Annotated in this window: 20 protein-coding genes; 16 read left to right on the top strand and 4 right to left on the bottom strand. The window is 53.2% G+C overall.

Annotated elements, in window-relative coordinates:
• The first annotated feature begins 2 nt into the window (after positions 1 to 2).
• The 5 genes from ABLV12_RS24150 to fucR all read left to right on the top strand — a co-directional run bounded on the left by ABLV12_RS24150 (position 3) and on the right by fucR (position 8,271).
• Positions 3 to 584, top strand: coding sequence for a nucleoside triphosphate pyrophosphatase (locus tag ABLV12_RS24150; protein WP_004106247.1), 582 nt, complete (start codon positions 3 to 5; stop codon positions 582 to 584).
• A gap of 2 nt (positions 585 to 586) precedes the next feature.
• Entirely contained in the window at positions 587 to 2,056 is a 1,470-nt protein-coding gene (rng, locus tag ABLV12_RS24145) for a ribonuclease G (protein ID WP_004106246.1), read from the top strand.
• A gap of 78 nt (positions 2,057 to 2,134) precedes the next feature.
• Positions 2,135 to 5,932: an AsmA2 domain-containing protein YhdP gene (gene yhdP, locus ABLV12_RS24140; protein WP_064399078.1), complete on the top strand. Its 3,798-nt coding sequence runs from the start codon at positions 2,135 to 2,137 to the stop codon at positions 5,930 to 5,932.
• Between the two features lie 88 nt (positions 5,933 to 6,020).
• Positions 6,021 to 7,466, top strand: a complete 1,446-nt coding sequence (tldD, locus tag ABLV12_RS24135) for a metalloprotease TldD (protein WP_004106242.1) — start codon at positions 6,021 to 6,023, stop codon at positions 7,464 to 7,466.
• A gap of 58 nt (positions 7,467 to 7,524) precedes the next feature.
• Positions 7,525 to 8,271 (top strand): L-fucose operon activator, encoded by a 747-nt coding sequence (gene fucR / locus ABLV12_RS24130; RefSeq protein ID WP_348867408.1) that lies wholly within the window; start codon positions 7,525 to 7,527, stop codon positions 8,269 to 8,271.
• Here the strand turns inward: fucR and aaeR are convergent.
• A complete protein-coding gene (aaeR, locus tag ABLV12_RS24125; protein ID WP_348867407.1) occupies positions 8,268 to 9,197 on the bottom strand; it encodes an HTH-type transcriptional activator AaeR in 930 nt (309 codons plus the stop codon). The genes fucR and aaeR overlap by 4 nt on opposite strands.
• 131 nt (positions 9,198 to 9,328) lie before the next feature.
• Here aaeR and aaeX point away from each other — a divergent pair, with 131 nt between their 5' ends.
• From aaeX to ABLV12_RS24105, 4 genes are all read left to right on the top strand, one after another.
• Positions 9,329 to 9,532, top strand: a complete 204-nt coding sequence (aaeX, locus tag ABLV12_RS24120) for a p-hydroxybenzoic acid efflux pump operon protein AaeX (protein ID WP_016808195.1) — start codon at positions 9,329 to 9,331, stop codon at positions 9,530 to 9,532.
• Positions 9,533 to 9,539: 7 nt separating this feature from the next.
• A complete protein-coding gene (gene aaeA / locus ABLV12_RS24115; protein ID WP_004106235.1) occupies positions 9,540 to 10,472 on the top strand; it encodes a p-hydroxybenzoic acid efflux pump subunit AaeA in 933 nt (310 codons plus the stop codon).
• A 5-nt stretch (positions 10,473 to 10,477) separates the two neighbouring features.
• Positions 10,478 to 12,445 carry a p-hydroxybenzoic acid efflux pump subunit AaeB gene (gene aaeB / locus ABLV12_RS24110; protein ID WP_064399077.1) on the top strand — a complete coding sequence of 656 codons (1,968 nt, stop codon included), beginning with the start codon at positions 10,478 to 10,480 and terminating at the stop codon, positions 12,443 to 12,445.
• 139 nt (positions 12,446 to 12,584) lie between these two features.
• The gene (locus ABLV12_RS24105) at positions 12,585 to 12,863 is read left to right on the top strand and encodes a barstar family protein (RefSeq protein ID WP_023321690.1); all 279 of its coding nucleotides are present in this window, start codon (positions 12,585 to 12,587) and stop codon (positions 12,861 to 12,863) included.
• Positions 12,864 to 12,913: 50 nt separating this feature from the next.
• Here the strand turns inward: ABLV12_RS24105 and yhcN-B are convergent, their stop codons facing one another.
• From yhcN-B to argR, 3 genes are all read right to left on the bottom strand, one after another.
• Positions 12,914 to 13,180 carry a DUF1471 family stress response protein YhcN-B gene (yhcN-B, locus tag ABLV12_RS24100; RefSeq protein ID WP_004106229.1) on the bottom strand — a complete coding sequence of 89 codons (267 nt, stop codon included), beginning with the start codon at positions 13,178 to 13,180 and terminating at the stop codon, positions 12,914 to 12,916.
• A gap of 102 nt (positions 13,181 to 13,282) precedes the next feature.
• Positions 13,283 to 13,546, bottom strand: coding sequence for a peroxide/acid stress response protein YhcN (yhcN, locus tag ABLV12_RS24095; protein WP_004106226.1), 264 nt, complete (start codon positions 13,544 to 13,546; stop codon positions 13,283 to 13,285).
• A gap of 354 nt (positions 13,547 to 13,900) precedes the next feature.
• A complete protein-coding gene (argR, locus tag ABLV12_RS24090; protein ID WP_004106225.1) occupies positions 13,901 to 14,371 on the bottom strand; it encodes a transcriptional regulator ArgR in 471 nt (156 codons plus the stop codon).
• A 411-nt stretch (positions 14,372 to 14,782) separates the two neighbouring features.
• On the opposite strand from argR, the gene mdh reads away from it, so the two are divergent.
• The 7 genes from mdh to ABLV12_RS24055 all read left to right on the top strand — a co-directional run bounded on the left by mdh (position 14,783) and on the right by ABLV12_RS24055 (position 20,692).
• Positions 14,783 to 15,721 (top strand): malate dehydrogenase, encoded by a 939-nt coding sequence (gene mdh, locus ABLV12_RS24085; RefSeq protein WP_004106224.1) that lies wholly within the window; start codon positions 14,783 to 14,785, stop codon positions 15,719 to 15,721.
• 132 nt (positions 15,722 to 15,853) lie between these two features.
• Entirely contained in the window at positions 15,854 to 16,498 is a 645-nt protein-coding gene (locus ABLV12_RS24080) for a GntR family transcriptional regulator (RefSeq protein WP_004106223.1), read from the top strand.
• Positions 16,470 to 17,135, top strand: coding sequence for a GntR family transcriptional regulator (locus tag ABLV12_RS24075; RefSeq protein WP_070555392.1), 666 nt, complete (start codon positions 16,470 to 16,472; stop codon positions 17,133 to 17,135). Before ABLV12_RS24080 ends, ABLV12_RS24075 begins: the two co-directional genes overlap by 29 nt.
• A gap of 211 nt (positions 17,136 to 17,346) precedes the next feature.
• Entirely contained in the window at positions 17,347 to 18,615 is a 1,269-nt protein-coding gene (locus ABLV12_RS24070) for an SLC13 family permease (RefSeq protein ID WP_004106221.1), read from the top strand.
• Positions 18,616 to 18,647: 32 nt separating this feature from the next.
• Positions 18,648 to 19,547 (top strand): L(+)-tartrate dehydratase subunit alpha, encoded by a 900-nt coding sequence (ttdA, locus tag ABLV12_RS24065; RefSeq protein WP_004106220.1) that lies wholly within the window; start codon positions 18,648 to 18,650, stop codon positions 19,545 to 19,547.
• Positions 19,547 to 20,164 (top strand): L(+)-tartrate dehydratase subunit beta, encoded by a 618-nt coding sequence (gene ttdB, locus ABLV12_RS24060; protein WP_004106218.1) that lies wholly within the window; start codon positions 19,547 to 19,549, stop codon positions 20,162 to 20,164. The genes ttdA and ttdB overlap by 1 nt, the downstream gene beginning before the upstream one ends.
• A 273-nt stretch (positions 20,165 to 20,437) precedes the next feature.
• Positions 20,438 to 20,692 carry an oxaloacetate decarboxylase subunit gamma gene (locus tag ABLV12_RS24055; protein WP_004106216.1) on the top strand — a complete coding sequence of 85 codons (255 nt, stop codon included), beginning with the start codon at positions 20,438 to 20,440 and terminating at the stop codon, positions 20,690 to 20,692.
• Positions 20,693 to 20,696 lie beyond the last annotated feature (4 nt).

Raw genomic sequence — 20,696 nt, 5'->3', positions numbered from 1 at the left:
ATATGACGACTCTGTATCTGGCTTCAGGCTCTCCCCGTCGGCAGGAACTGCTGACTCAGCTCGGTCTCTCTTTTGAACGCGTGATTCCCGGTATTGAGGAACAGCGCCGTCCCCAGGAGAGCGCGCAGCAGTATGTTGTACGTCTGGCGCGTGAGAAGGCTCAGGCTGGAGTGGCGTTAGCGCCGCTTGATCTCCCCGTACTGGGAGCGGATACCATTGTCATCCTTAATGGTGAAGTGCTGGAGAAGCCGCGCGATGCCGGCCACGCCGCCGAAATGCTGCGTATGCTTTCCGGGAAAACCCATCAGGTGATGACCGCCGTGGCCCTGGCCGATAAGCAGCAGACGTTGGATTGCCTGGTGGTCACGGAGGTCACTTTCCGTGTGCTCTCAGTACAGGATATCGCCGATTATGTTGCCAGCGGCGAACCTTTAGATAAAGCAGGTGCATACGGTATTCAGGGGTTGGGTGGCTGTTTTGTCAGGAAGATAAACGGCAGCTATCACGCCGTAGTGGGCTTACCGCTGGTGGAGACGTATGAGTTGCTGAGTAACTTTAACTCACTGCGTGAAGAAAAGGGATAAAGATGACTGCTGAATTATTAGTTAACGTAACGCCATCGGAAACGCGCGTCGCTTATATTGATGGCGGTATTCTTCAGGAAATTCATATTGAGCGTGAAGCGCGACGCGGAATAGTAGGCAATATCTACAAAGGTCGTGTCAGTCGGGTGCTGCCGGGAATGCAGGCGGCTTTTGTAGATATTGGCCTCGATAAAGCCGCGTTTCTGCACGCTTCCGATATTATGCCGCACACCGAATGCGTGGCAGGCGAAGAGCAAAAACAGTTCACCGTTCGCGATATTTCCGAACTGGTGCGCCAGGGGCAGGATTTAATGGTGCAGGTGGTGAAAGACCCGCTGGGTACCAAAGGCGCCCGTCTCACCACCGATATCACCATTCCTTCTCGCTATCTGGTCTTTATGCCAGGCGCTTCGCACGTCGGCGTCTCTCAGCGTATTGAAAGCGAAGCGGAACGTGAGCGCCTGAAAAAAGTGGTGTCTGAATACTGTGACGAACAGGGCGGTTTCATTATTCGTACCGCGGCTGAAGGGGTACATGAGCAGGAGATGGCCGCAGATGCCGCCTACCTCAAGCGCGTCTGGACAAAAGTCATGGAGCGCAAAAAGCGCCAGCAGACGCGTTATCAACTGTACGGTGAACTGGCCCTGGCGCAGCGCGTGCTACGTGATTTCGCCGATGCGCATCTTGACCGTATTCGCGTAGACTCCCGTCTGACCTACGAATCGCTGCTTGAGTTTACCGCCGAATATATTCCGGAGATGACCAGCAAGCTGGAGCACTACAGCGGCCGCCAGCCGATTTTCGATCTCTTTGACGTGGAAAACGAAATCCAGCGCGCGCTGGAGCGTAAAGTTGAACTGAAATCAGGCGGTTATCTGATCATCGACCAGACGGAAGCGATGACTACCGTCGATATCAATACCGGAGCATTCGTCGGTCACCGTAATCTTGACGATACTATTTTTAATACCAATATTGAGGCGACCCAGGCCATTGCCCGTCAGCTGCGTCTGCGCAATCTTGGCGGTATTATCATCATTGATTTCATTGATATGAATAATGAGGATCACCGTCGGCGGGTGCTGCATTCGCTGGAACAGGCGCTGAGCAAGGATCGGGTAAAAACCAGCATAAACGGCTTCTCTCAGCTTGGGCTGGTGGAGATGACCCGCAAGCGCACCCGCGAAAGCGTGGAGCACGTGCTGTGCAATGAGTGCCCGACCTGCCACGGCCGCGGCACGGTGAAAACGGTAGAAACGGTGTGCTACGAAATCATGCGTGAAATCGTGCGCGTACACCACGCCTACGATTCCGACCGATTCCTGGTCTATGCTTCTCCTGCGGTAGCGGAAACGCTGAAAGGGGAAGAGTCGCATGCGCTGGCGGAAGTCGAGATCTTTGTCGGTAAGCAGGTCAAAGTACAAATTGAACCGCTCTATAATCAAGAGCAGTTTGATGTAGTTATGATGTAATCATCCGTTTTGCCTGGCTCACTTCAGGACAGGGGCAGGTAAAAGGATGGCGCGTAAAAGGCTGACAAGGAGAGATGCGTGAGGCGACTGCCCGGGATTTTACTGCTCACCGCGGCAACAGTGATTGTTGTCGTCGCACTGCTGGTGAGCGGTCTGCGTCTCGTACTGCCGCAGTTGAACAGTTGGCGTCCGCAGGTGCTGGAAAAAGTATCGGCGATTGCCGGCGTACCGGTCGATGCGTCACAAATTACCGCCAGCTGGCAGACGTTTGGCCCGACGCTTGATGTCCGTGATATCAAGGCAGGCCTGAGCGACGGCGGTGAGCTTTCCGTCAAACGCGTCACTCTGGCGCTCGACGTATGGCAAAGTCTGCTGCATATGCGCTGGCAGTTTCGCGACCTGACCTTCTGGCAGCTACAGGTTCATACCAACACGCCGATCCAAACCAATAACAGCGGCGAAGGTCTGAAAACTGACCGCATCAGCGATCTTTTCCTCCGCCAGTTCGATCACTTTACCCTTCGCGATAGTCATCTGAGCTTCCTGACGATTTCCGGTCAGCGGGCAGAACTTACGATTCCGCAGCTTACCTGGCTGAACGGTAAAAATCGCCATCGCGCGGAAGGACAGCTTAGCCTCAGCAGCCTGACCGGCCAGCATGGCGTGATGCAGGTGCGAATGGATCTGCGCGACGAAGACGGTTTGCTCAATAAGGGGCGCGTCTGGCTTCAGGCCGATGATATCGACGTTAAGCCCTGGCTTGGACGCTGGATGCAGGACAACATCGCCCTACAGAGCGCGAAGTTTAGCCTGGAAGGCTGGATGACTATCGACAAAGGCGATGTCGCCAGCGGCGATGTGTGGCTGAAAAAAGGCGGCGCCAGCTGGCAGGGCGATAAAGATAAGCATCATCTGTCGGTCGATAATCTGACCGCGCACATCTATCGCGATAACCACAGCTGGGGCTTTCGCATCCCGGACACGCGTATCTCCATGGATGATAAACCCTGGCCGCGCGGCGCGCTGGCGATGGCGTGGATACCTGCCCAGGATGTCGGCGGAACAAATGCTCAACGCAGCGATGAGCTGCGCATACGCGCCAGCAACCTTAATCTTAGCGGCCTGACCGGGCTGCAGCCGATGGCGGATAAACTGGCGCCGTCGCTGGGTGAAATCTGGCGTACAACGCAGCCGGATGGCAAGATCAATCTTCTGGCGCTCGATATTCCTCTCCAGATGGCGGAGAAAACGCGTTTCAAAGCGGACTGGAGCGACATGTCCTGGAAGCAGTGGAAGCTGTTGCCCGGCGCGGAGCATTTTTCCGGCAGCATTGCCGGGAGCGTGGAGAACGGTATCCTGCATGCCAGCATAAAGCAGGCAAAAATGCCTTATGAGACGGTATTTCGCGCGCCGCTGGAGATCGCTAAAGGCGATGCGACGCTCAGTTGGATAAAGAACGACAAAGGTTTTATGCTCGACGGTCGCGATATTGACGTGCAGGCTACCGGCGTTCGCGCCCGCGGCGGCTTCCGCTATCTGCAACCGCAGGGTGATGAACCCTGGCTCGGTATTCTGGCCGGTATCAGTACCAATGATGGCGGTCAGGCATGGCGCTACTTCCCTGAAAATCTGATGGGTAAAGAGCTGGTGGATTATCTTAGCGGGGCGATTAAAGGCGGCCAGGCCACCGACGCCACGCTGGCTTACGGCGGTAATCCCCATCTGTTCCCTTACAAGCACAATGAAGGTCAGTTTCAGGTCTCGGTGCCGCTAAAAAACGCCACCTTCGCCTTTCAGCCTGACTGGCCAGCGCTCACCGGCCTGAATATCGATCTTAACTTTATCAATGACGGGCTGTGGATGAAGGCCGATAAGGCGATGCTCGGCAAAGTGACGGCCAGTAATCTGGACGCGGTGATACCGGACTACTCGCGAGAAAAACTGCTGATTGATGCCGATGTTAACGGCCCGGGTAAAGAGGTTGGTCCTTACTTTAACGAGACGCCGTTGAAAGAGACGCTGGGCGCGGCGCTGGACGAGCTTCAGTTGGATGGGGATGTGAGCGCTCGCTTACATTTGAACATCCCGCTGGACGGCGAGATGACCACCGCCAAAGGCGACGTCCAGCTGAAGAATAATAGTCTGTTTATCAAGCCTATCGATACCACGCTGCAAAACCTGAGCGGTAAATTCAGCTTTGTAAACGGCGATCTGAAAAGCGAACCGATGAGCGCGACCTGGTTTAATCAGCCGCTGAACGTTGATTTCTCGACCACCGAGGGCGAGAAAGCGTTCCTGGTTAACGTCGGGATGAACGCCAACTGGGAGCCAGCGCGTACCGGTCTGTTGCCGAAAGCGCTGGAGAACAGCCTGAGCGGCAGCGTGCCCTGGGACGGTAAAGTGGCGATTGAGCTTCCGTACCGCGGCAGCGCAAATTATAAAGTCGATATTAACGGTGAGCTGAAAAACGTAAGTAGTCACTTACCTGCTCCGGTTGATAAGCAGGCCGGTGAGCCTTTACCGGTAAAAATTAAGGTTGATGGCGGATTAAGCAGCTTTAATTTGACCGGCTCCGTGGGGACGAAGAATCACATTAATAGCCGCTGGCTGCTGGGCAATAAGCTCACACTAGATCGCGCGATTTTAACTTCTGACAGTAAAGCCGTATCTCCGCTGCCTGCGCAGTCAGGCGTCGAGCTGAATATGCCGCCGATGGATGGCGCGCAGTGGCTGGCGCTGTTCCAGCGCGGTGCGGCAACTGACGTCAGCAGTAGTATTGTCTTCCCGCAGCAGGTCACGCTGCGTACGCCGACGTTAACGATGGCGGGTCAGAGCTGGAATAACGTCAGCCTGGTCTCCCGGCCCGATGCAGGTGGAACGAAGATTGAAGCTCAGGGGCGTGAAGTCAACGCTACCCTGACGATGCGCAAAAATGCCCCGTGGCTGGCGGCCATTCGCTACCTCTATTACAACCCAACTTCGGCGAAAAGCAGCGGGACGGAAAATAGCAGCGCTCCGCTGACCGAGACAAAAGTAGATTTCCACGGCTGGCCCGATCTCCAGCTTCGCTGCGCAGAGTGCTGGCTGTGGGGGCAAAAATATGGTCGTATCGACGGCGATTTTACGATCAGCGGCGATACCCTGACCCTGGCGAACGGGCTGGTGGATACCGGTTTTGGCCGTCTGACGAGCGATGGCGTATGGGTTAGCGCCCCGAGCGGCGTACGGACCTCATTAAAAGGTAAGCTGCACGGGAATAAAACCGATGATTTTGTAAACTTCTTCGGCGTGTCCACACCGGTAAAAGGATCGTCGTTCGATATTGATTACGATCTACACTGGCGCGCGCCGCCGTGGCAGCCGGACGTTGCTTCGCTTAACGGCATTCTTAAAAGCCGTCTCGGGAAGGGAGAGTTTACCGATATCAGCACCGGACACGCCGGCCAGCTTCTGCGCCTGCTGAGCGTTGATGCGCTGCTGCGCAAGCTGCGCTTCGACTTTAGCGATACGTTCAGCGAAGGGTTCTACTTCGATTCGATTCGCAGCACGGCATGGATTAAAGACGGCGTTCTGCATACCGATGATACGCTGGTCGATGGTCTGGAAGCGGATATCGCAATGAAAGGCTCGGTGGATCTTGTTCGCCGCCAGCTGGATATGCAGGCCGTGGTTGCGCCGGAAATCTCCGCGACCGTAGGCGTTGCGGCGGCCTTTGCCGTTAACCCGATAATCGGTGCTGCGGTCTTTGCCGCCAGTAAGGTGCTGGGACCGCTATGGAATAAGGTCTCTATTTTGCGCTATCGCATCACCGGTCCTATCGATCAGCCGCAAATTAACGAAGTGCTGCGCCAGGCGCGGAGCGACAAAAAGCAATGATTTGACGATTGCGGGGAATTACCGCACTCTCAATAGATAGCGTTTTTTATTTCCGCCCGAGAGGCGGCAACAAACGAGTAGCATAACGATGAGTCTGAACCTGGTAAGTGAACAATTACTGTCGGCAAACGGCCTGAATCATCAGGATCTGTTTACCATTCTTGGCAAGCTGGCCGAGCGTCGTCTGGATTACGGCGATCTCTATTTTCAGTCGAGCTATCACGAGTCCTGGGTTCTGGAAGACAGCATCATTAAAGATGGTTCGTACAATATCGACCAGGGCGTCGGCGTTCGCGCGGTGAGCGGGGAAAAAACCGGCTTTGCGTACGCTGATCAGATTAGCCGGCTGGCGCTGGAACAGAGCGCGCAGGCGGCACGCACCATCGTGCGCGATCGCGGTGATGGTAAAGTTCATACTCTTGGAGCGGTGGAGTACAGCTCCCTCTATACCAGCATTGACCCGCTGCAGAGCATGAGCCGCGAAGAGAAGCTGGATATTCTGCGCCGGGTCGATAAAACCGCCCGCGCGGCCGATAAACGCGTGCAGGAAGTGTCCGCCAGTCTGACCGGTGTCTATGAGTTAATTCTTGTTGCCGCCACCGACGGCACGCTAGCGGCTGACGTTCGTCCGCTGGTTCGTCTTTCCGTCAGCGTGCTGGTGGAAGAAAACGGCAAACGCGAGCGCGGCGCCAGCGGCGGCGGCGGCCGCTTTGGCTACGACTATTTCCTGGCCTCGCTGGAGGGAGAAGTGCGCGCTGATGTTTGGGCGAGAGAAGCCGTGCGTATGGCGCTGGTCAACCTGACCGCCGTCGCAGCGCCTGCCGGGATGTTGCCGGTTGTTCTGGGTGCTGGCTGGCCTGGCGTGCTGCTGCATGAAGCCGTTGGTCACGGCCTGGAAGGCGATTTTAACCGTCGCGGAACCTCGGTGTTCAGCGGTCATATGGGGGAACTGGTGGCCTCTGAGCTATGTACCGTTGTGGATGACGGCACCATGGCCAACCGTCGCGGCTCCGTCGCCATTGACGATGAAGGTACGCCTGGGCAGTATAACGTGCTGATCGAAAACGGGATTCTGAAAGGTTATATGCAGGACAAGCTCAACGCCAGGCTGATGGGCGTGGCGCCAACCGGTAACGGTCGCCGCGAATCCTACGCGCATCTGCCTATGCCGCGTATGACCAACACCTACATGCTGGCGGGTAAATCCACGCCGCAGGAAATTATCGAATCGGTCGATTACGGTATCTATGCGCCGAACTTCGGCGGCGGTCAGGTAGATATCACTTCCGGGAAATTCGTTTTCTCTACCTCGGAAGCCTACCTGATTGAGAAAGGGAAAGTGACCAAAGCGGTGAAGGGGGCAACGCTTATCGGCTCCGGCATTGAAGCGATGCAGCAGATTTCGATGGTGGGGAACGATCTGAAGCTGGATAGCGGCGTCGGCGTTTGCGGTAAAGAGGGCCAGAGCGTGCCGGTTGGCGTCGGTCAGCCCACGCTGAAAGTGGATAAACTCACCGTCGGCGGTACCGCCTGATCCCTCATCATGCGCTTTCGCATTCCGCGAAAGCGCAAATTACCTCCGCGGGGTCGCGATGAAAGCCGCGCGTCAGCAGCAGATAGTTGAGTTACTCAATCAGCATCACACTTTAACCACCGAAGCGTTGTCCCATCTTCTGCAGGTCAGCATTGAGACTATTCGCCGCGATTTGAGTGAGCTACAGAGGCAGGGGAGCATTCAGCGTAGTCACGGGCGGGCGCGAGTTCTTCAACGCGATAATCATCACGGCGAGAAGCCTTTTCATCGTCGCGTGAAAAGCCACTATGCCCATAAATCCGATATTGCGCGTACGGCGCTGGCGTGGATTGATGCAGGCATGACGATCGCGCTGGATGCCAGCTCAACCTGTTGGTTTCTGGCGCGTCAGCTGCCGGATATTAACCTGACGGTATTTACCAATAGCCACCCGGTCTGCGTTGAACTTGGCCGCCGCGAGCGGATCCTGTTAATTAGCGCCGGTGGTCAGCTTCTGCGTCAATATGGCTATTACGTTAACCCCGCGCTGTTATCGCAGGTCAAATCGCTGGAGATCGATCTGTTTATTTTTTCCTGCGAAGGGATCGATAACGATGGCGTACTCTGGGATTCCAGCGTTAACAATGCCGCGTACAAATCCTTGCTCCTGAAACGGGCGGCGCAGTCGCTATTGCTTATCGACAAAAGTAAATTTCATCGTGCCGGCGAGGTGCGCATCGGAAATCTCAGCGAAGTGACGCAAATCATTTCCGATGCCGGACCTGATAATGAGTTAATGCCCTCTTTGGCTGATTCGGACGGCTAGCGGGCAATCCCCCGACCGTGCATGCCCTGATAAATTTTTGCCACCCCGACGAAATACTCCGTGAGATAATTAATGCATACCTGTACTTTCAGAGGCAGCTTATCTTTCTCGGTATACAGCGCGTAAACCGGGCGCGGATCGGACTGGTAGCTCGGCAGCAGGATCTCCAGTTCGCCGCGGTTGATCTCGTCGATCGCCCACATCAGCGGAACATAAGCCACGCCGACGCCTGCCGTCAGCCAGCGGACCAGCGTCATTGGATCGTTAGTGACAAATCGGCCCTGAGGGATCAGTTTGGTTGAGATCCCTTCCGGGGCGATGATTTCAAATTCGTTATCCGGCCGGACGCTGTATTCCAGCCAGGAGTGGCTGGCGAGATCTGCTGGTTTTTCCGGACATCCGGCATGCTGGAGATAGCTTTTCGCCGCGCACAGCACCATCGGCATCGAACCCAAGCGGCGGGAAAAGAGGCTGGAATCCTGCAGCGCCCCCACGCGAATAACCACATCCAGACCGTCCGCAATCAGGTCCGGAGCGGGGATGCCCGTGACCAGATTTATCGATAGTCCGGGGTGCTCTTTAAGCATGTCCGCCGTTATGCGCGCCAGGACATTCTGTGCCATAGTTGAAGAACAGCCGATGCGCAGGGTACCGATGGGCGTATTGTTAAACGCGTACAACTGTTCATGGACATCCTGGGCTTCGAACAGCATTCGCCGACAGCCCTGATAGTAGATTTTTCCCGCTTCTGTTAAGCCAAGGCTACGCGTACTGCGGTTGAGCAGCTTAACCTGCAGCTCATCTTCCAGTTTGGCTACCGTCTGGCTGATGGAAGAAACGCTCATCTGGAGCTGGCGAGCCGCGGCGGTAAATGACCCTAATTCGACCACTCTGGCAAAAACGGACATGCGTTTTAATCGTTCCATTATTCACTCTGGCTTAAAAGTGATTTAGATCACACATTGTAGATAAGGCTGCAATTGTTACGGTACTATATAGTTAGCTAAATAATAAACGCATTGCGCATATCACCTGCACGCTTCTTATCAAGGTCATCATGAGTCTGTTTCCTGTCATTGTGATTTTCGGCTTGTCGTTTCCGCCGATCTTCTTTGAGTTGCTGTTGTCGCTCGCCGTCTTCTGGCTGGCGCACCGCCTGCTGGTTCCAACGGGCATCTATGATTTTGTCTGGCACCCGGCACTGTTCAATACCGCGCTATATTGCTGCTTGTTTTATCTGATATCACGTTTGTTCGTTTGAGGTTGATGTGAAAACACTAACAAGAAATATCCTCCGTACCGCAATCACTGTGATACTGGTTATCCTTGCATTTATGGCGATTTTTCGCGCATGGGTGTACTACACCGCATCGCCCTGGACGCGCGATGCGCGCTTTAGTGCGGATATTGTGGCCATTGCCCCCGATGTTTCCGGCCTGATTTCGCAGGTGAATATCAAGGATAACCAACTGGTTAAGAAAGACCAGGTTTTGTTCGTCATTGACCAACCGCGTTACCAGAAAGCGTTAGCAGAGGCCGAAGCCGATGTCTCCTATTACCAGACTCTGGCGCAGGAGAAGCGCGTGGAAGCCGGTCGTCGTAACCGTCTTGGCGTCCAGGCCATGTCCCGGGAAGAGATAGACCAGGCGAATAACGTCCTGCAAACCGTTGAACATCAATTAGCCAAAGCGACGGCGAGTCGCGATCTGGCGAAGCTTGACCTTGAACGGACGGTGATTCGCGCTCCGGCCGATGGCTGGGTGACCAACCTGAACGTGTACCGCGGCGAGTTTATCACCCGAGGTTCCACCGCGGTTGCGCTGGTGAAGCAAAATACCTTCTATGTCATGGCCTATCTTGAAGAGACCAAGCTTGAAGGCGTGCGCCCCGGGTTTCGTGCTGAAATTACCCCTCTGGGAAGCGTACATACCCTCAGGGGGACCGTCGACAGCATCGCTGCTGGCGTCACCAATGCCAGCAGCAGCAGCGATTCAAAAGGGCTGGCCTCTATTGATTCTAATCTTGAGTGGGTGCGCCTGGCGCAGCGGGTACCGGTACGTATTCGCCTTGATCAGCAGCAGGGCAATCTCTGGCCAGCGGGCACCACGGCGACGGTGGTGATCACAGGTAAAGAGGATCGCGATACCAGTCAGGCAAACTTCTTCCAGAAACTGGCGATGCGCCTGCGTGAGTTCGGTTAATCGCCATGGGGATCTTCACCATCGAACTCCGGCATCTCCGCTTCGCTGTTAAGTTAGCCTGTGCGGTGGTGCTGGCGTTATTCGTCGGTTTTCATTTTCAGCTGGAAACTCCGCGCTGGGCGGTGCTTACCGCAGCGATCGTTGCTGCCGGTCCGGCATTTGCCGCAGGCGGGGAGCCTTACTCCGGCGCCATTCGCTATCGCGGGATGCTGCGTATCGTCGGCACCTTTATCGGCTGTATCGCCGCGCTGGCGATTATCATCCTGATGATCCGCGCCCCGTTGCTGATGGTACTGGTCTGCTGCCTGTGGGCGGGCTTCTGTACCTGGATCTCCTCGCTGGTGCGGGTTGAGAACTCCTATGCGTGGGGTCTGGCGGGTTATACCGCGCTCATCATTATTATCACTATTCACGAAGAGCCGATGCTGGCGCCGCAGTTCGCCGTCGAACGATGCAGTGAGATTGTCATCGGTATCGTCAGCGCCATTGTGGCCGATCTGCTGTTTTCTCCGCGATCGATAAAAAAAGAGATCGATCTTGAGCTGGATAACCTGCTGATCGATCAATATCGCCTGATGCAGCTTTGCGTGGCCCATGGCGATAAAGATGAGGTCGATAAGGCCTGGAGCGCCCTGGTACGCCGTACCAACGGGCTGGAGGGGATGCGCGCCAACCTGATCATGGAGTCTTCGCGCTGGGCTAAAGTGAATCAACGCCTGAAGGCGATCAACACCCTCTCTTTGACCCTGATTACTCAGGCCTGTGAAACCTTTCTGATTCAGAACACCCGGCCTGAGATAGTGACGGATGATTATCGGGAGCTCTTTGCTGAACCGGTTGAGACCGTGCAGGACGTGCACCGTCAGCTAAAACGTATGCGCCGCTTTTTGACCTGGAAGGGGGAGCATAATACGCCGGTGACGATCTACAGCTGGGTAGGTGCTGCGACGCGCTATCTGCTTTTGAAGCGGGGCGTGGTCGGCAATACCAAAATCAGCCGTATTGAAGAGGAAGTACTGCAGGGCGAAGTGGTGGTGAAGGTGGAATCCGCCGAGCGCCATCATGCGATGGTGAACTTTTGGCGAACTTCCATCTCTTGTATCCTCGGTACGTTGTTCTGGCTATGGACCGGCTGGACTTCGGGAAGCGGGGCGATGGTGATGATTGCGGTTGTTACGGCCCTGGCGATGCGTTTGCCAAATCCGCGGATGGTGGCTATTGATTTCCTTTATGGCACGCTGGCGGCTTTACCTCTGGGCGCGCTGTTTTTCCTGGTGATTATGCCTGCGACGCAGCAAAGTATGCTGCTGCTGTGCATTAGCCTTGCGGTGATGGCATTTTTTATCGGCATCGAGGTACAGAAGCGGCGCCTGGGGTCGTTGGGCGCGCTGGCCAGCACGATTAATATCCTGGTGCTCGACAACCCGATGAAGTTTGAATTCAACCAGTTTCTTGATAGCGCCTTAGGTCAGATCGTAGGATGCTTCCTCGCGCTGATGGTGATCCTGCTGGTGCGTGATAACTCCCAGGCTCGCACCGGACGCGTGCTGCTTAACCAGTTTGTCTCGGCAGCGGTATCATCGTTGACCACCAATACGGCGCGACGTAAAGAGAACCATTTGCCCGCTCTGTATCGTCAGCTTTTTTTATTGCTGAATAAGTTTCCTGGCGACATCGCGCGCTTTCGTCTGGCATTAACCCTGATTATTGCCCATCAGCGCCTGCGCGATGCACCGGTACCGATAAACGACGATCTGTCCGCCTTTCACCGGCAGCTGCGTCGCACGGCGGATCGCGTCATTTCCGCTAAGAGCGATGATAAGCGTCGCTACTATTTTGCCCGTTTGCTTGATGAACTGGATATCTATCAGCAAAAATTACAGCACTGGGAAGCCTCTTCCCAGGTTACCGAGCCGGTACAAAGGCTGGTGGATATGCTGCATAAGTATCAGCACGTACTCACCAACAGCTAGCATCCATAACCGACGCCTGAAGCGTCGGTTTTTTTATCGCTATACTTAATCGTCAGAAAACGAATTCCTCCGGCAGAGTGGGACGATACGCCGGAATATCGGGCTAAGACGAGCTGCAGGTGTGGACAGGATGCGGGCAATGACGACTACCTATACCTTTGATTTTGACGAAATAGCTGAGCAGCAGGATTTTTATCGCGAGTTTTCACGTACTTTTCACTTAGAGCGTGAGAAAGTGAACAACCTTGATTCACTATGGGATGCGGTGACCGCCGGGTTGCTGCCGCTACCGCTGGAGATTGAATTTATTCATTTAAGCGATAATCAGCGACGCCGATTCGGCGCATTAATTCTGCTTTTTGATGAGGCGGAAGAGGAGCTGGAAGGAGAGCTTCGTTTTAATGTGCGGCATTCATAAAAAAGCCCCCGACAGAGCGGGGGCAAGTCGTCGGATAAGACGACGAGGGTTTATTTGTACAGTTCAGCCGTAGCGTGCCAGTTATCGCCGGTACGGGCTTCAATGATGCGGTAGCTGCTGGCGCCTTCTTTTTCAGCTTTAGCCGCCAGCTCCTGACGCATATCCATCGGTGCGCTGCCTACCTGAGAAACGGAAACGGTGCCCATGGACTGTAAATTTTGCGCCTGTTCTGCGTTCACTTGATTAACGGCGGCGTTTGCACCGAAAGAGAGAACGGAAGCCAGACCCAGGGATGCGATGATAATTGCGCTTTTCATAATCTTTTCTCCAACCTTCATATTTTCAGCGGCGGAAAGTTGTAATCAACTTGAGGCCGCTGAAGAGATTCTGTTTAGTTAATGACCGACAATCGTTAAATCTTATTTATACAGTTCAGCCGTTGCGTGCCAGTGGTCACCGGTACGTGCTTCAATAATGCGATAAGAAGAAGCACCTTCTTCCTGCGCTTTTTTGTTCAGCATTTCATGCATATCCATCGGGGAAGAACTTACCGCGCCGACGGAAACGGTGCCGATTGCCTGACGGCCCTGAGCCTGTTCGCTGTTGATAGAGTCAGCGGCAAAGGCGCCAAAGGAGAGAACGGAAAGGATGCTCAATGCTGCTACAGTGGTTTTGATTTTCATGATGTTCACCTCGTCGAATCTTTTTGTTGGGGTCTTTTGTTTCGTGACCCTCATCACAAAATCAAGTATACACTAATAACTGAAAATATTAATACCTTGCTAATTGTTGTTCATGTAAATAATTACAAAGAAACGTCGTTTTTATAACGTATAAGTATTAGAAATGTCATTTTTTCGACATGGATTGCTTTTATAGCTTTTTAAATCATGAAGATAGGATAATTTGATCTTTTGTGCGCTTACGTTAATTTCATCAAGTAAATGAATGTATAGAAGCGGAAAAACACACAAAATGTTAAAGGAATGATAATTTTTTGAAGGGTTCCCCTCTGGCGTTAACCTGAGGGGAGGGGATCAGAGTTCTTGCTCAAACAGAACGAGAATAGCGTCATGCAGCTCTTTAACGGTAAAACCTCTGGCCGGGGTGGTAAAGATGGTGTCATCACCAGCAATACTCCCGAGGATGCCTTCAGCCTTGCCAAGCGAGTCGAGAAGCCGGGCGATAAGCTGTGCCGCGCCAGGGCTGGTGTGAATGACCACGACTGAATCGTTATAATCGATATCCAGCACCAGATTTTTCAGCGGGCTGGAGGTCGTCGGGACGCCAAGCTCGGCGGGCAGGCAGTAAACCATTTCCATTTTGGCGTTGCGCGTGCGTACAGCGCCAAATTTGGTGAGCATACGTGAGACTTTCGATTGGTTGATATTATCGAAGCCTTCTTCCTGTAGTGCCTGGACGATTTCACCTTGAGAGCTGAATTTTTCTTCTTTAAGCAGCGCTTTAAACGCTTTAACCAGTTCTTCTTGTTTTGCCGAACTTCGCATAAGTCACCCAATTATGGTGGTAAAAACAACATCATTATGCATAACAATGCATTTTTATGCAAATAATCCACAGGGGAGAAGCGTAAATAATGTTATGAAGGGCGCATATTTTAGCAAAAAACTCTAATAAGGAACATGCCTTCGTCACGGCGTGTGAGTTGCTACAAAAGTAAATGAAATGTTATTAAATGATGTTGTTCTGCTCAATACGCTGGGTGTATTGTAACCAATAGTCGATCCGGTACTACTTTGCTGGATGGTCAGTCTCAGGGAGGAAAATGCGAAGCTGCTGCATCGCTGCGCACGACCACGCATTCTTCAGCCATACTTATTGTAATTGTTCATCTTGTGAATTAAGGTCCAGGCGACGGAGTAACGAAAGATTATTTTAACCATAATAAGGAGTTTAGGATGAAAGTTGCAGTCCTCGGCGCCGCTGGTGGAATTGGCCAGGCGCTTGCCCTACTACTTAAGACCCAACTGCCTTCAGGTTCAGAACTCTCGTTGTACGACATCGCTCCGGTAACTCCGGGCGTGGCGGTTGATCTTAGCCATATCCCTACCGATGTAAAAATCAAAGGTTTTTCCGGCGAAGACGCCACCCCTGCACTCGAAGGCGCGGATGTGGTGCTGATATCCGCGGGCGTAGCGCGTAAGCCCGGTATGGATCGCTCCGATTTATTTAACGTTAACGCCGGTATTGTGAAAAATCTGGTTCAGCAAATTGCTAAAACCTGCCCGCAGGCCTGCGTCGGGATTATCACCAACCCGGTGAATACCACCGTGGCGATTGCCGCAGAAGTGCTGAAAAAAGCCGGCGTTTACGACAAGAACAAGCTGTTTGGCGTAACCACGCTGGATATTATCCGCTCGAATACCTTTGTGGCGGAACTGAAAGGCAAATCTTCATCCGATGTTGAGGTTCCGGTAATCGGCGGCCACTCAGGCGTAACTATTCTTCCTTTATTATCACAAATTCCAGGCGTGAGCTTCAGCGAGCAGGAAGTGGCGGATCTGACTAAACGTATTCAAAACGCCGGTACTGAAGTCGTTGAAGCCAAAGCTGGCGGCGGCTCAGCAACCCTGTCGATGGGTCAGGCTGCAGCCCGATTTGGTCTCTCTTTAGTTCGCGCCATGCAGGGAGAGAAAGGGGTGGTGGAATGCGCCTACGTGGAAGGTGATGGTCAATATGCCCGTTTCTTCTCTCAGCCGCTACTGCTGGGGAAAAATGGCGTAGAGCAGCGTCAGCCTATTGGCAAACTCAGTGCGTTTGAGCAACAGGCGCTTGAAGGGATGCTGGATACGTTGCAGAAAGATATCGCCCTTGGCGAAGATTTTGTGAATAAATAATCTGGCATAAAAAGAGAAGCCGGGACCTGGGTTCCGGCTTTTTTATGGTTTTCTCCTGCCTCTGAATGACTCTCCCGCCTGGTAAATCTGCTAAACTCCCCCGCGTCTTAAGCGGCAACAAATGAGGACATCGTGAAAAAAATTGAAAGAAAGCAGACCAGGGACCACATTACTCAGATGATCCGTTATGAGATCCTTTCCGGTGGGATGAAACCCGGAGAGGAGCTTGCGCAGGAAAGTATTGCGGAACAGCTGGGGCTCTCTCGTATGCCGGTTCGGGAAGCGCTACAGGCCCTTGAGCAGGAAGGGTTTCTGGTGCGCTTGCCAAACCGCCATATGCAGGTCGCAAAACTGGAGCCTGACCATGTCAGCCACATTTTTCGGGCAATTGCGGTGATGGCCACGGAGCTTTTTTTATTGGTGCCCGCGGCGGCAGGCGAATCGCTCGCTGCGCGCGCGCGCGCGCTGGCGCATCCGGGTGAGCGGTCGCGGGAGTTGGCGTTCCACCAGACGCTAATTTCATATATTGATAACCGCTATCTGCAAAAGATTTATCAGCAGTTTTTGGATGGCTATATCAGCTATGTCATTCTGTATCTGAAAGAGGATAATCAGGAATCGGCGCAGATACTCAGCTCTCTGATGGACGCTATCCGTCGGGGTGATGGTGATGAGATCGCGCAGGAAACGCAGCGTTATTTCCTCTCTCTGGCAGAAATAATGCGTCAACACATGAAGGATTGGGAAAGTGCAGAAGCCTCGATTAGGGAAAATTAAGCTTCTTTCAGCGAAAGAGCAGGTCGCGGCAGTATTACGTAAAGCTATACTGTCGCGCGATTTAGTTGAAGGGCAAGAAATTACCCTTGAAGGGATCGCCAGCATGGTCGGCGTCTCCAGTATGCCCGTGCGTGAAGCATTTCAGATCCTGGCAGCGGATGGACTGATTAAAGTCCGGCCCAATAAAGGGGCGGTTGTGCTGGGGATTAACGAACAAACGATTCGCGAGCATTATGAGATTCGCGCGCTGCTGGAGAGTGAAGCGGTCGCTAAAGCCTCTCGTCCCGGGACGGATATTTCGCGAATTGCCGAAGTGCACTACTCAGCAGAAAAAGCGCTGGCCGAAAATAACTCGGCTGAATATTCCGACATGAATCAGGCCTTTCATATGGAGATATGGAATGCGGCCGGAAATGCTAAAATGAAGCTCTTGCTCAGCAATATGTGGAACGGGCTGTCGATGGGACATAAGGTCACTGAGGAAGAGTACGCTTCCATTTCGATACGCGAGCACAAGGGCATTTTACAGGCCCTGGAGCTGCATGATGAAGAGCTGGCGCGCCTGCGAATGCGCGAACATATTATCCGTTCGATGGAGAATATGCTGACGCGCTACGTTGACGATCCCGGCGCTTGACGCCCCCCGCCTGTACGATCGCTACAGGCGTCTTACTTATTTATCTGCTCAATTAATTACGCTAAGTTACTGCTTTTGCGATATTTTGATAAAGATCGCACTCCTGACGCTTTCCTGAAAAACGCATTGACTTACTCTTTGCATGGGAATAATTTCCCTCTCGTCAATATTGGATACAATATCATATATCATTGATGGGACGATTATAAATATGGAACCGATTACCATTACTCTATGTTTGCTGGTGTTTGCTATCGCCATGTTCGTGTGGGAGAAAATACCCCTTGCGGTCACTTCGATGGTGGTTTGCGTAGCGCTGGTTCTCACCGGCGTACTTGACCTCAAACAGGCTTTTGCCGGCTTTATCGACACCAACGTTATTCTTTTCGTCGCTATGTTCATCGTCGGCGGCGCGCTATTTGAAACCGGGATGGCGAATAAAGTTGGCGGCGTGATTACGCACTTCGCCAAAACTGAAAAGCAGCTGATTTTCACGATTATGGTGGTGGTCGGCGTGATGTCCGGCTTTCTTTCAAATACCGGTACTGCCGCAGTATTGATCCCCGTCGTCATCGGCGTGGCGGCGAAATCCGGCTTTACCCGTTCTCGTCTGCTGATGCCGCTGGTTTTTGCCGCAGCGCTTGGCGGCAACCTGTCGCTGATCGGCGCGCCGGGCAATCTGATTGCACAATCGGCGTTGCAGAATATCGGCAGCGGTTTCGGATTTTTTGAATATGCCAAAGTGGGTCTACCGATGCTGGTTTGCGGCATCATTTATTTCCTGACGATTGGCTATAAGTTTCTGCCCAATAACCCGAATAGCAGCGAAGTCGGCAGCATCGGTGAACAGCGCGATTACAGCCACGTTCCGCGCTGGAAGCAGATCCTGTCGCTGGTCGTTTTGATTGCCACGATCCTGGGCATGATTTTCGAAAAACAGACCGGTATTAGCCTGGCGGTAGCGGGCTGTATTGGCGCGCTGGTGCTGGTAGTCACCGGGGTGCTGAGCGAAAAGCAGGCCTATAAAGCCATTGATTCACAAACTATTTTTATCTTCGGCGGCACCCTGGCGTTAGCAAAAGCGCTGGAAATGACCGGTGCCGGAAAGCTGGTTGCCGATCAGGTTATCGGCATGCTGGGGAACAACTCTTCGCCATTCATGCTGCTGGTGGTGGTTTTCGCACTATCCGTCGTTATGACCAACTTTATGTCCAACACCGCGACCGTCGCGCTGCTGGTGCCGGTGAGCCTGTCGATTGCTGCGGGTATGGGGGCCGATCCGCGCGCCGTGCTGATGGCCACGGTGATTGGCAGTTCCTGCGCCTATGCCACCCCAATCGGTATGCCTGCCAACATGATGGTGCTGTCGGCGGGTGGATATAAGTTTGTCGACTACGCCAAATCCGGCATCCCTCTGATTATCGTTTCCACCATTGTCAGCCTGATTCTGCTGCCAATCCTTTTCCCGTTTCATCCGTAACTCACGGAAGCTGTTCTGACTAAGGAGCATTTATGAGCAAAAGTGAACAGATATCCCATATGACCAATATTATGGCCAAGTTTGTGGGATACACCGGCAAAGTCTTGCCCGATGACGTCACTGCAAAACTGGAAGATTTGCATAAAAAAGAGACCAGTAAACTGGCCGACGTCATCTTTACGACCATGATTGAGAACCAGCGCCTGGCGAAAGAGCTGGATCGTCCTTCCTGCCAGGATACCGGGGTGATTCAGTTTCTGGTGGAGTGCGGGGCGAACTTCCCGCTGATCGGCGAACTGGAAGCGCTGCTGCGTGAAGCGGTGATCAAAGCGACCGTCGATTCTCCGCTGCGCCATAACAGCGTCGAAACTTTTGATGAATACAATACCGGCAAAAACGTGGGTAAAGGGACGCCGACGGTATTCTGGGAGATTGTCCCGGATTCCGACCAGTGCAGCATTTATACCTATATGGCGGGCGGCGGCTGCTCCCTGCCGGGGAAAGCGATGGTGCTGATGCCGGGCGCGGGTTATGAAGGCGTCACTCGCTTTGTCCTCGATGTGATGACCAGCTATGGCCTGAACGCGTGTCCGCCGCTGCTGGTGGGCGTGGGCGTGGCGACTTCCGTTGAAACGGCGGCGCTGCTGTCGAAAAAAGCGCTGATGCGTCCGATTGGTTCGCATAATGAGAATGAGCGTGCGGCTTCGCTGGAAAAAATGCTTGAAGACGGCATCAATAAAATTGGCCTCGGGCCGCAGGGCATGTCCGGTAATACTTCCGTTATGGGCGTGAATATTGAAAACACCGCGCGCCATCCATCCACCATCGGAGTGGCGGTGAACGTCGGCTGCTGGTCGCACCGTAAAGGGCATATCGTTTTTGATAAAGACTTGAACTACACCATTACGTCTCACAGCGGAGTGAATTTCTGATGACTAAAAAAATTCTTACCACGCCAATTAAAGATGAAGATTTAGCCGATATTAAAGCTGGCGATATTATTTACCTCAATGGCCATATTGTTACCTGTCGCGATGTGGCGCACCGTCGCTTAATTGAAGGTGGCCGCGAATTACCCGTAGACGTTAACGGTGGCGCTATTTTGCACGCTGGTCCAATCGTCCGCCCAATTAAAGGCGAAGACGATAAGTTTGAAATGGTCTCCGTTGGTCCAACCACCAGTATGCGCATGGAAAAATTCGAAAAAGAATTCATTGCCAAAACGGGTGTGAAATTAATCGTTGGTAAAGGCGGAATGGGGAAAGGCACCGAAGAGGGCTGTGCGGAGCATAAAGCGCTGCACTGCGTATTCCCGGCAGGCTGTGCGGTAGTGGCGGCAGTATGCGTGGAAGAGATTGAAGATGCGCAGTGGCGCGATCTGGGAATGCCGGAAACGCTGTGGGTATGCCGGGTGAAAGAGTTTGGCCCGTTAATTGTTTCTATTGATACGCATGGTAATAACCTGTTTGAACAGAACAAAGTTATTTTCAATCAGCGTAAAGAGATTGTCGCTGATGAAATATGCCAGAACGTAAGTTTTATCAAATAATCTGATTTATATCATTCGCACGATAATGATGGCGTTATGTTTATGACGGTAATAAACAGGGACTCTGACCGGGGCGGTTCAGGGAAATCCACCCTTATTATTTTCGCTATATACCCCATGGATTTTGAGTTGCTTTGAGGCGGCAAGAGAGAATCCCAGGAGCTTACTCAAGTAAGTGGCTGGGGTGAATGAACCTGGCCAACAAAGAAGCAACTTGAAAGACGACGGGGATAAATAACATCATTATCGTGCCTCCTGCTCGAAGGCTATTCTATGACTGATGCAGCACTGCTATTAGGTGAAGGCTTCACCCTGATGTTCCTCGGCATGGGGTTCGTGCTGGCGTTTCTGTTTCTGCTGATTTTCGCCATCCAGGGCATGTCCGCCGCTGTCAACCGCTTCTTCCCCGAACCGGCTGTCGCGCCGAAGGCGGCACCTGCGCCCGCCGCCGCGCACGCTGACGATTTTGCCCGCTTGAAGCCGGTGATTGCCGCCGCTCTCCACCACCATCGCCGACTTAACCCTTAATTCA

The sequence above is a fragment of the Klebsiella sp. CN_Kp100 genome (assembly GCF_040065315.1).
Lineage (GTDB): Bacteria > Pseudomonadota > Gammaproteobacteria > Enterobacterales > Enterobacteriaceae > Klebsiella > Klebsiella oxytoca.
The sequence above is the reverse complement of the archived record's forward strand: the minus strand, read 5'-3'. Positions and strand labels throughout refer to the sequence as shown.

What these genes read in the sequence shown, in the direction of transcription:
- ABLV12_RS24150 (WP_004106247.1), top strand. Translation starts at nt 3, where the DNA reads ATGACGACTCTGTATCTGGCTTCAGGCTCTCCCCGTCGGCAGGAACTG.
- rng (WP_004106246.1), top strand. Translation starts at nt 587, where the DNA reads ATGACTGCTGAATTATTAGTTAACGTAACGCCATCGGAAACGCGCGTC.
- tldD (WP_004106242.1), top strand. Translation starts at nt 6,021, where the DNA reads ATGAGTCTGAACCTGGTAAGTGAACAATTACTGTCGGCAAACGGCCTG.
- fucR (WP_348867408.1), top strand. Translation starts at nt 7,525, where the DNA reads ATGAAAGCCGCGCGTCAGCAGCAGATAGTTGAGTTACTCAATCAGCAT.
- aaeR (WP_348867407.1), bottom strand. Translation starts at nt 9,197, where the DNA reads ATGGAACGATTAAAACGCATGTCCGTTTTTGCCAGAGTGGTCGAATTA.
- aaeX (WP_016808195.1), top strand. Translation starts at nt 9,329, where the DNA reads ATGAGTCTGTTTCCTGTCATTGTGATTTTCGGCTTGTCGTTTCCGCCG.
- aaeB (WP_064399077.1), top strand. Translation starts at nt 10,478, where the DNA reads ATGGGGATCTTCACCATCGAACTCCGGCATCTCCGCTTCGCTGTTAAG.
- ABLV12_RS24105 (WP_023321690.1), top strand. Translation starts at nt 12,585, where the DNA reads ATGACGACTACCTATACCTTTGATTTTGACGAAATAGCTGAGCAGCAG.
- yhcN-B (WP_004106229.1), bottom strand. Translation starts at nt 13,180, where the DNA reads ATGAAAAGCGCAATTATCATCGCATCCCTGGGTCTGGCTTCCGTTCTC.
- yhcN (WP_004106226.1), bottom strand. Translation starts at nt 13,546, where the DNA reads ATGAAAATCAAAACCACTGTAGCAGCATTGAGCATCCTTTCCGTTCTC.
- argR (WP_004106225.1), bottom strand. Translation starts at nt 14,371, where the DNA reads ATGCGAAGTTCGGCAAAACAAGAAGAACTGGTTAAAGCGTTTAAAGCG.
- mdh (WP_004106224.1), top strand. Translation starts at nt 14,783, where the DNA reads ATGAAAGTTGCAGTCCTCGGCGCCGCTGGTGGAATTGGCCAGGCGCTT.
- ABLV12_RS24070 (WP_004106221.1), top strand. Translation starts at nt 17,347, where the DNA reads ATGGAACCGATTACCATTACTCTATGTTTGCTGGTGTTTGCTATCGCC.
- ttdA (WP_004106220.1), top strand. Translation starts at nt 18,648, where the DNA reads ATGAGCAAAAGTGAACAGATATCCCATATGACCAATATTATGGCCAAG.
- ttdB (WP_004106218.1), top strand. Translation starts at nt 19,547, where the DNA reads ATGACTAAAAAAATTCTTACCACGCCAATTAAAGATGAAGATTTAGCC.
- ABLV12_RS24055 (WP_004106216.1), top strand. Translation starts at nt 20,438, where the DNA reads ATGACTGATGCAGCACTGCTATTAGGTGAAGGCTTCACCCTGATGTTC.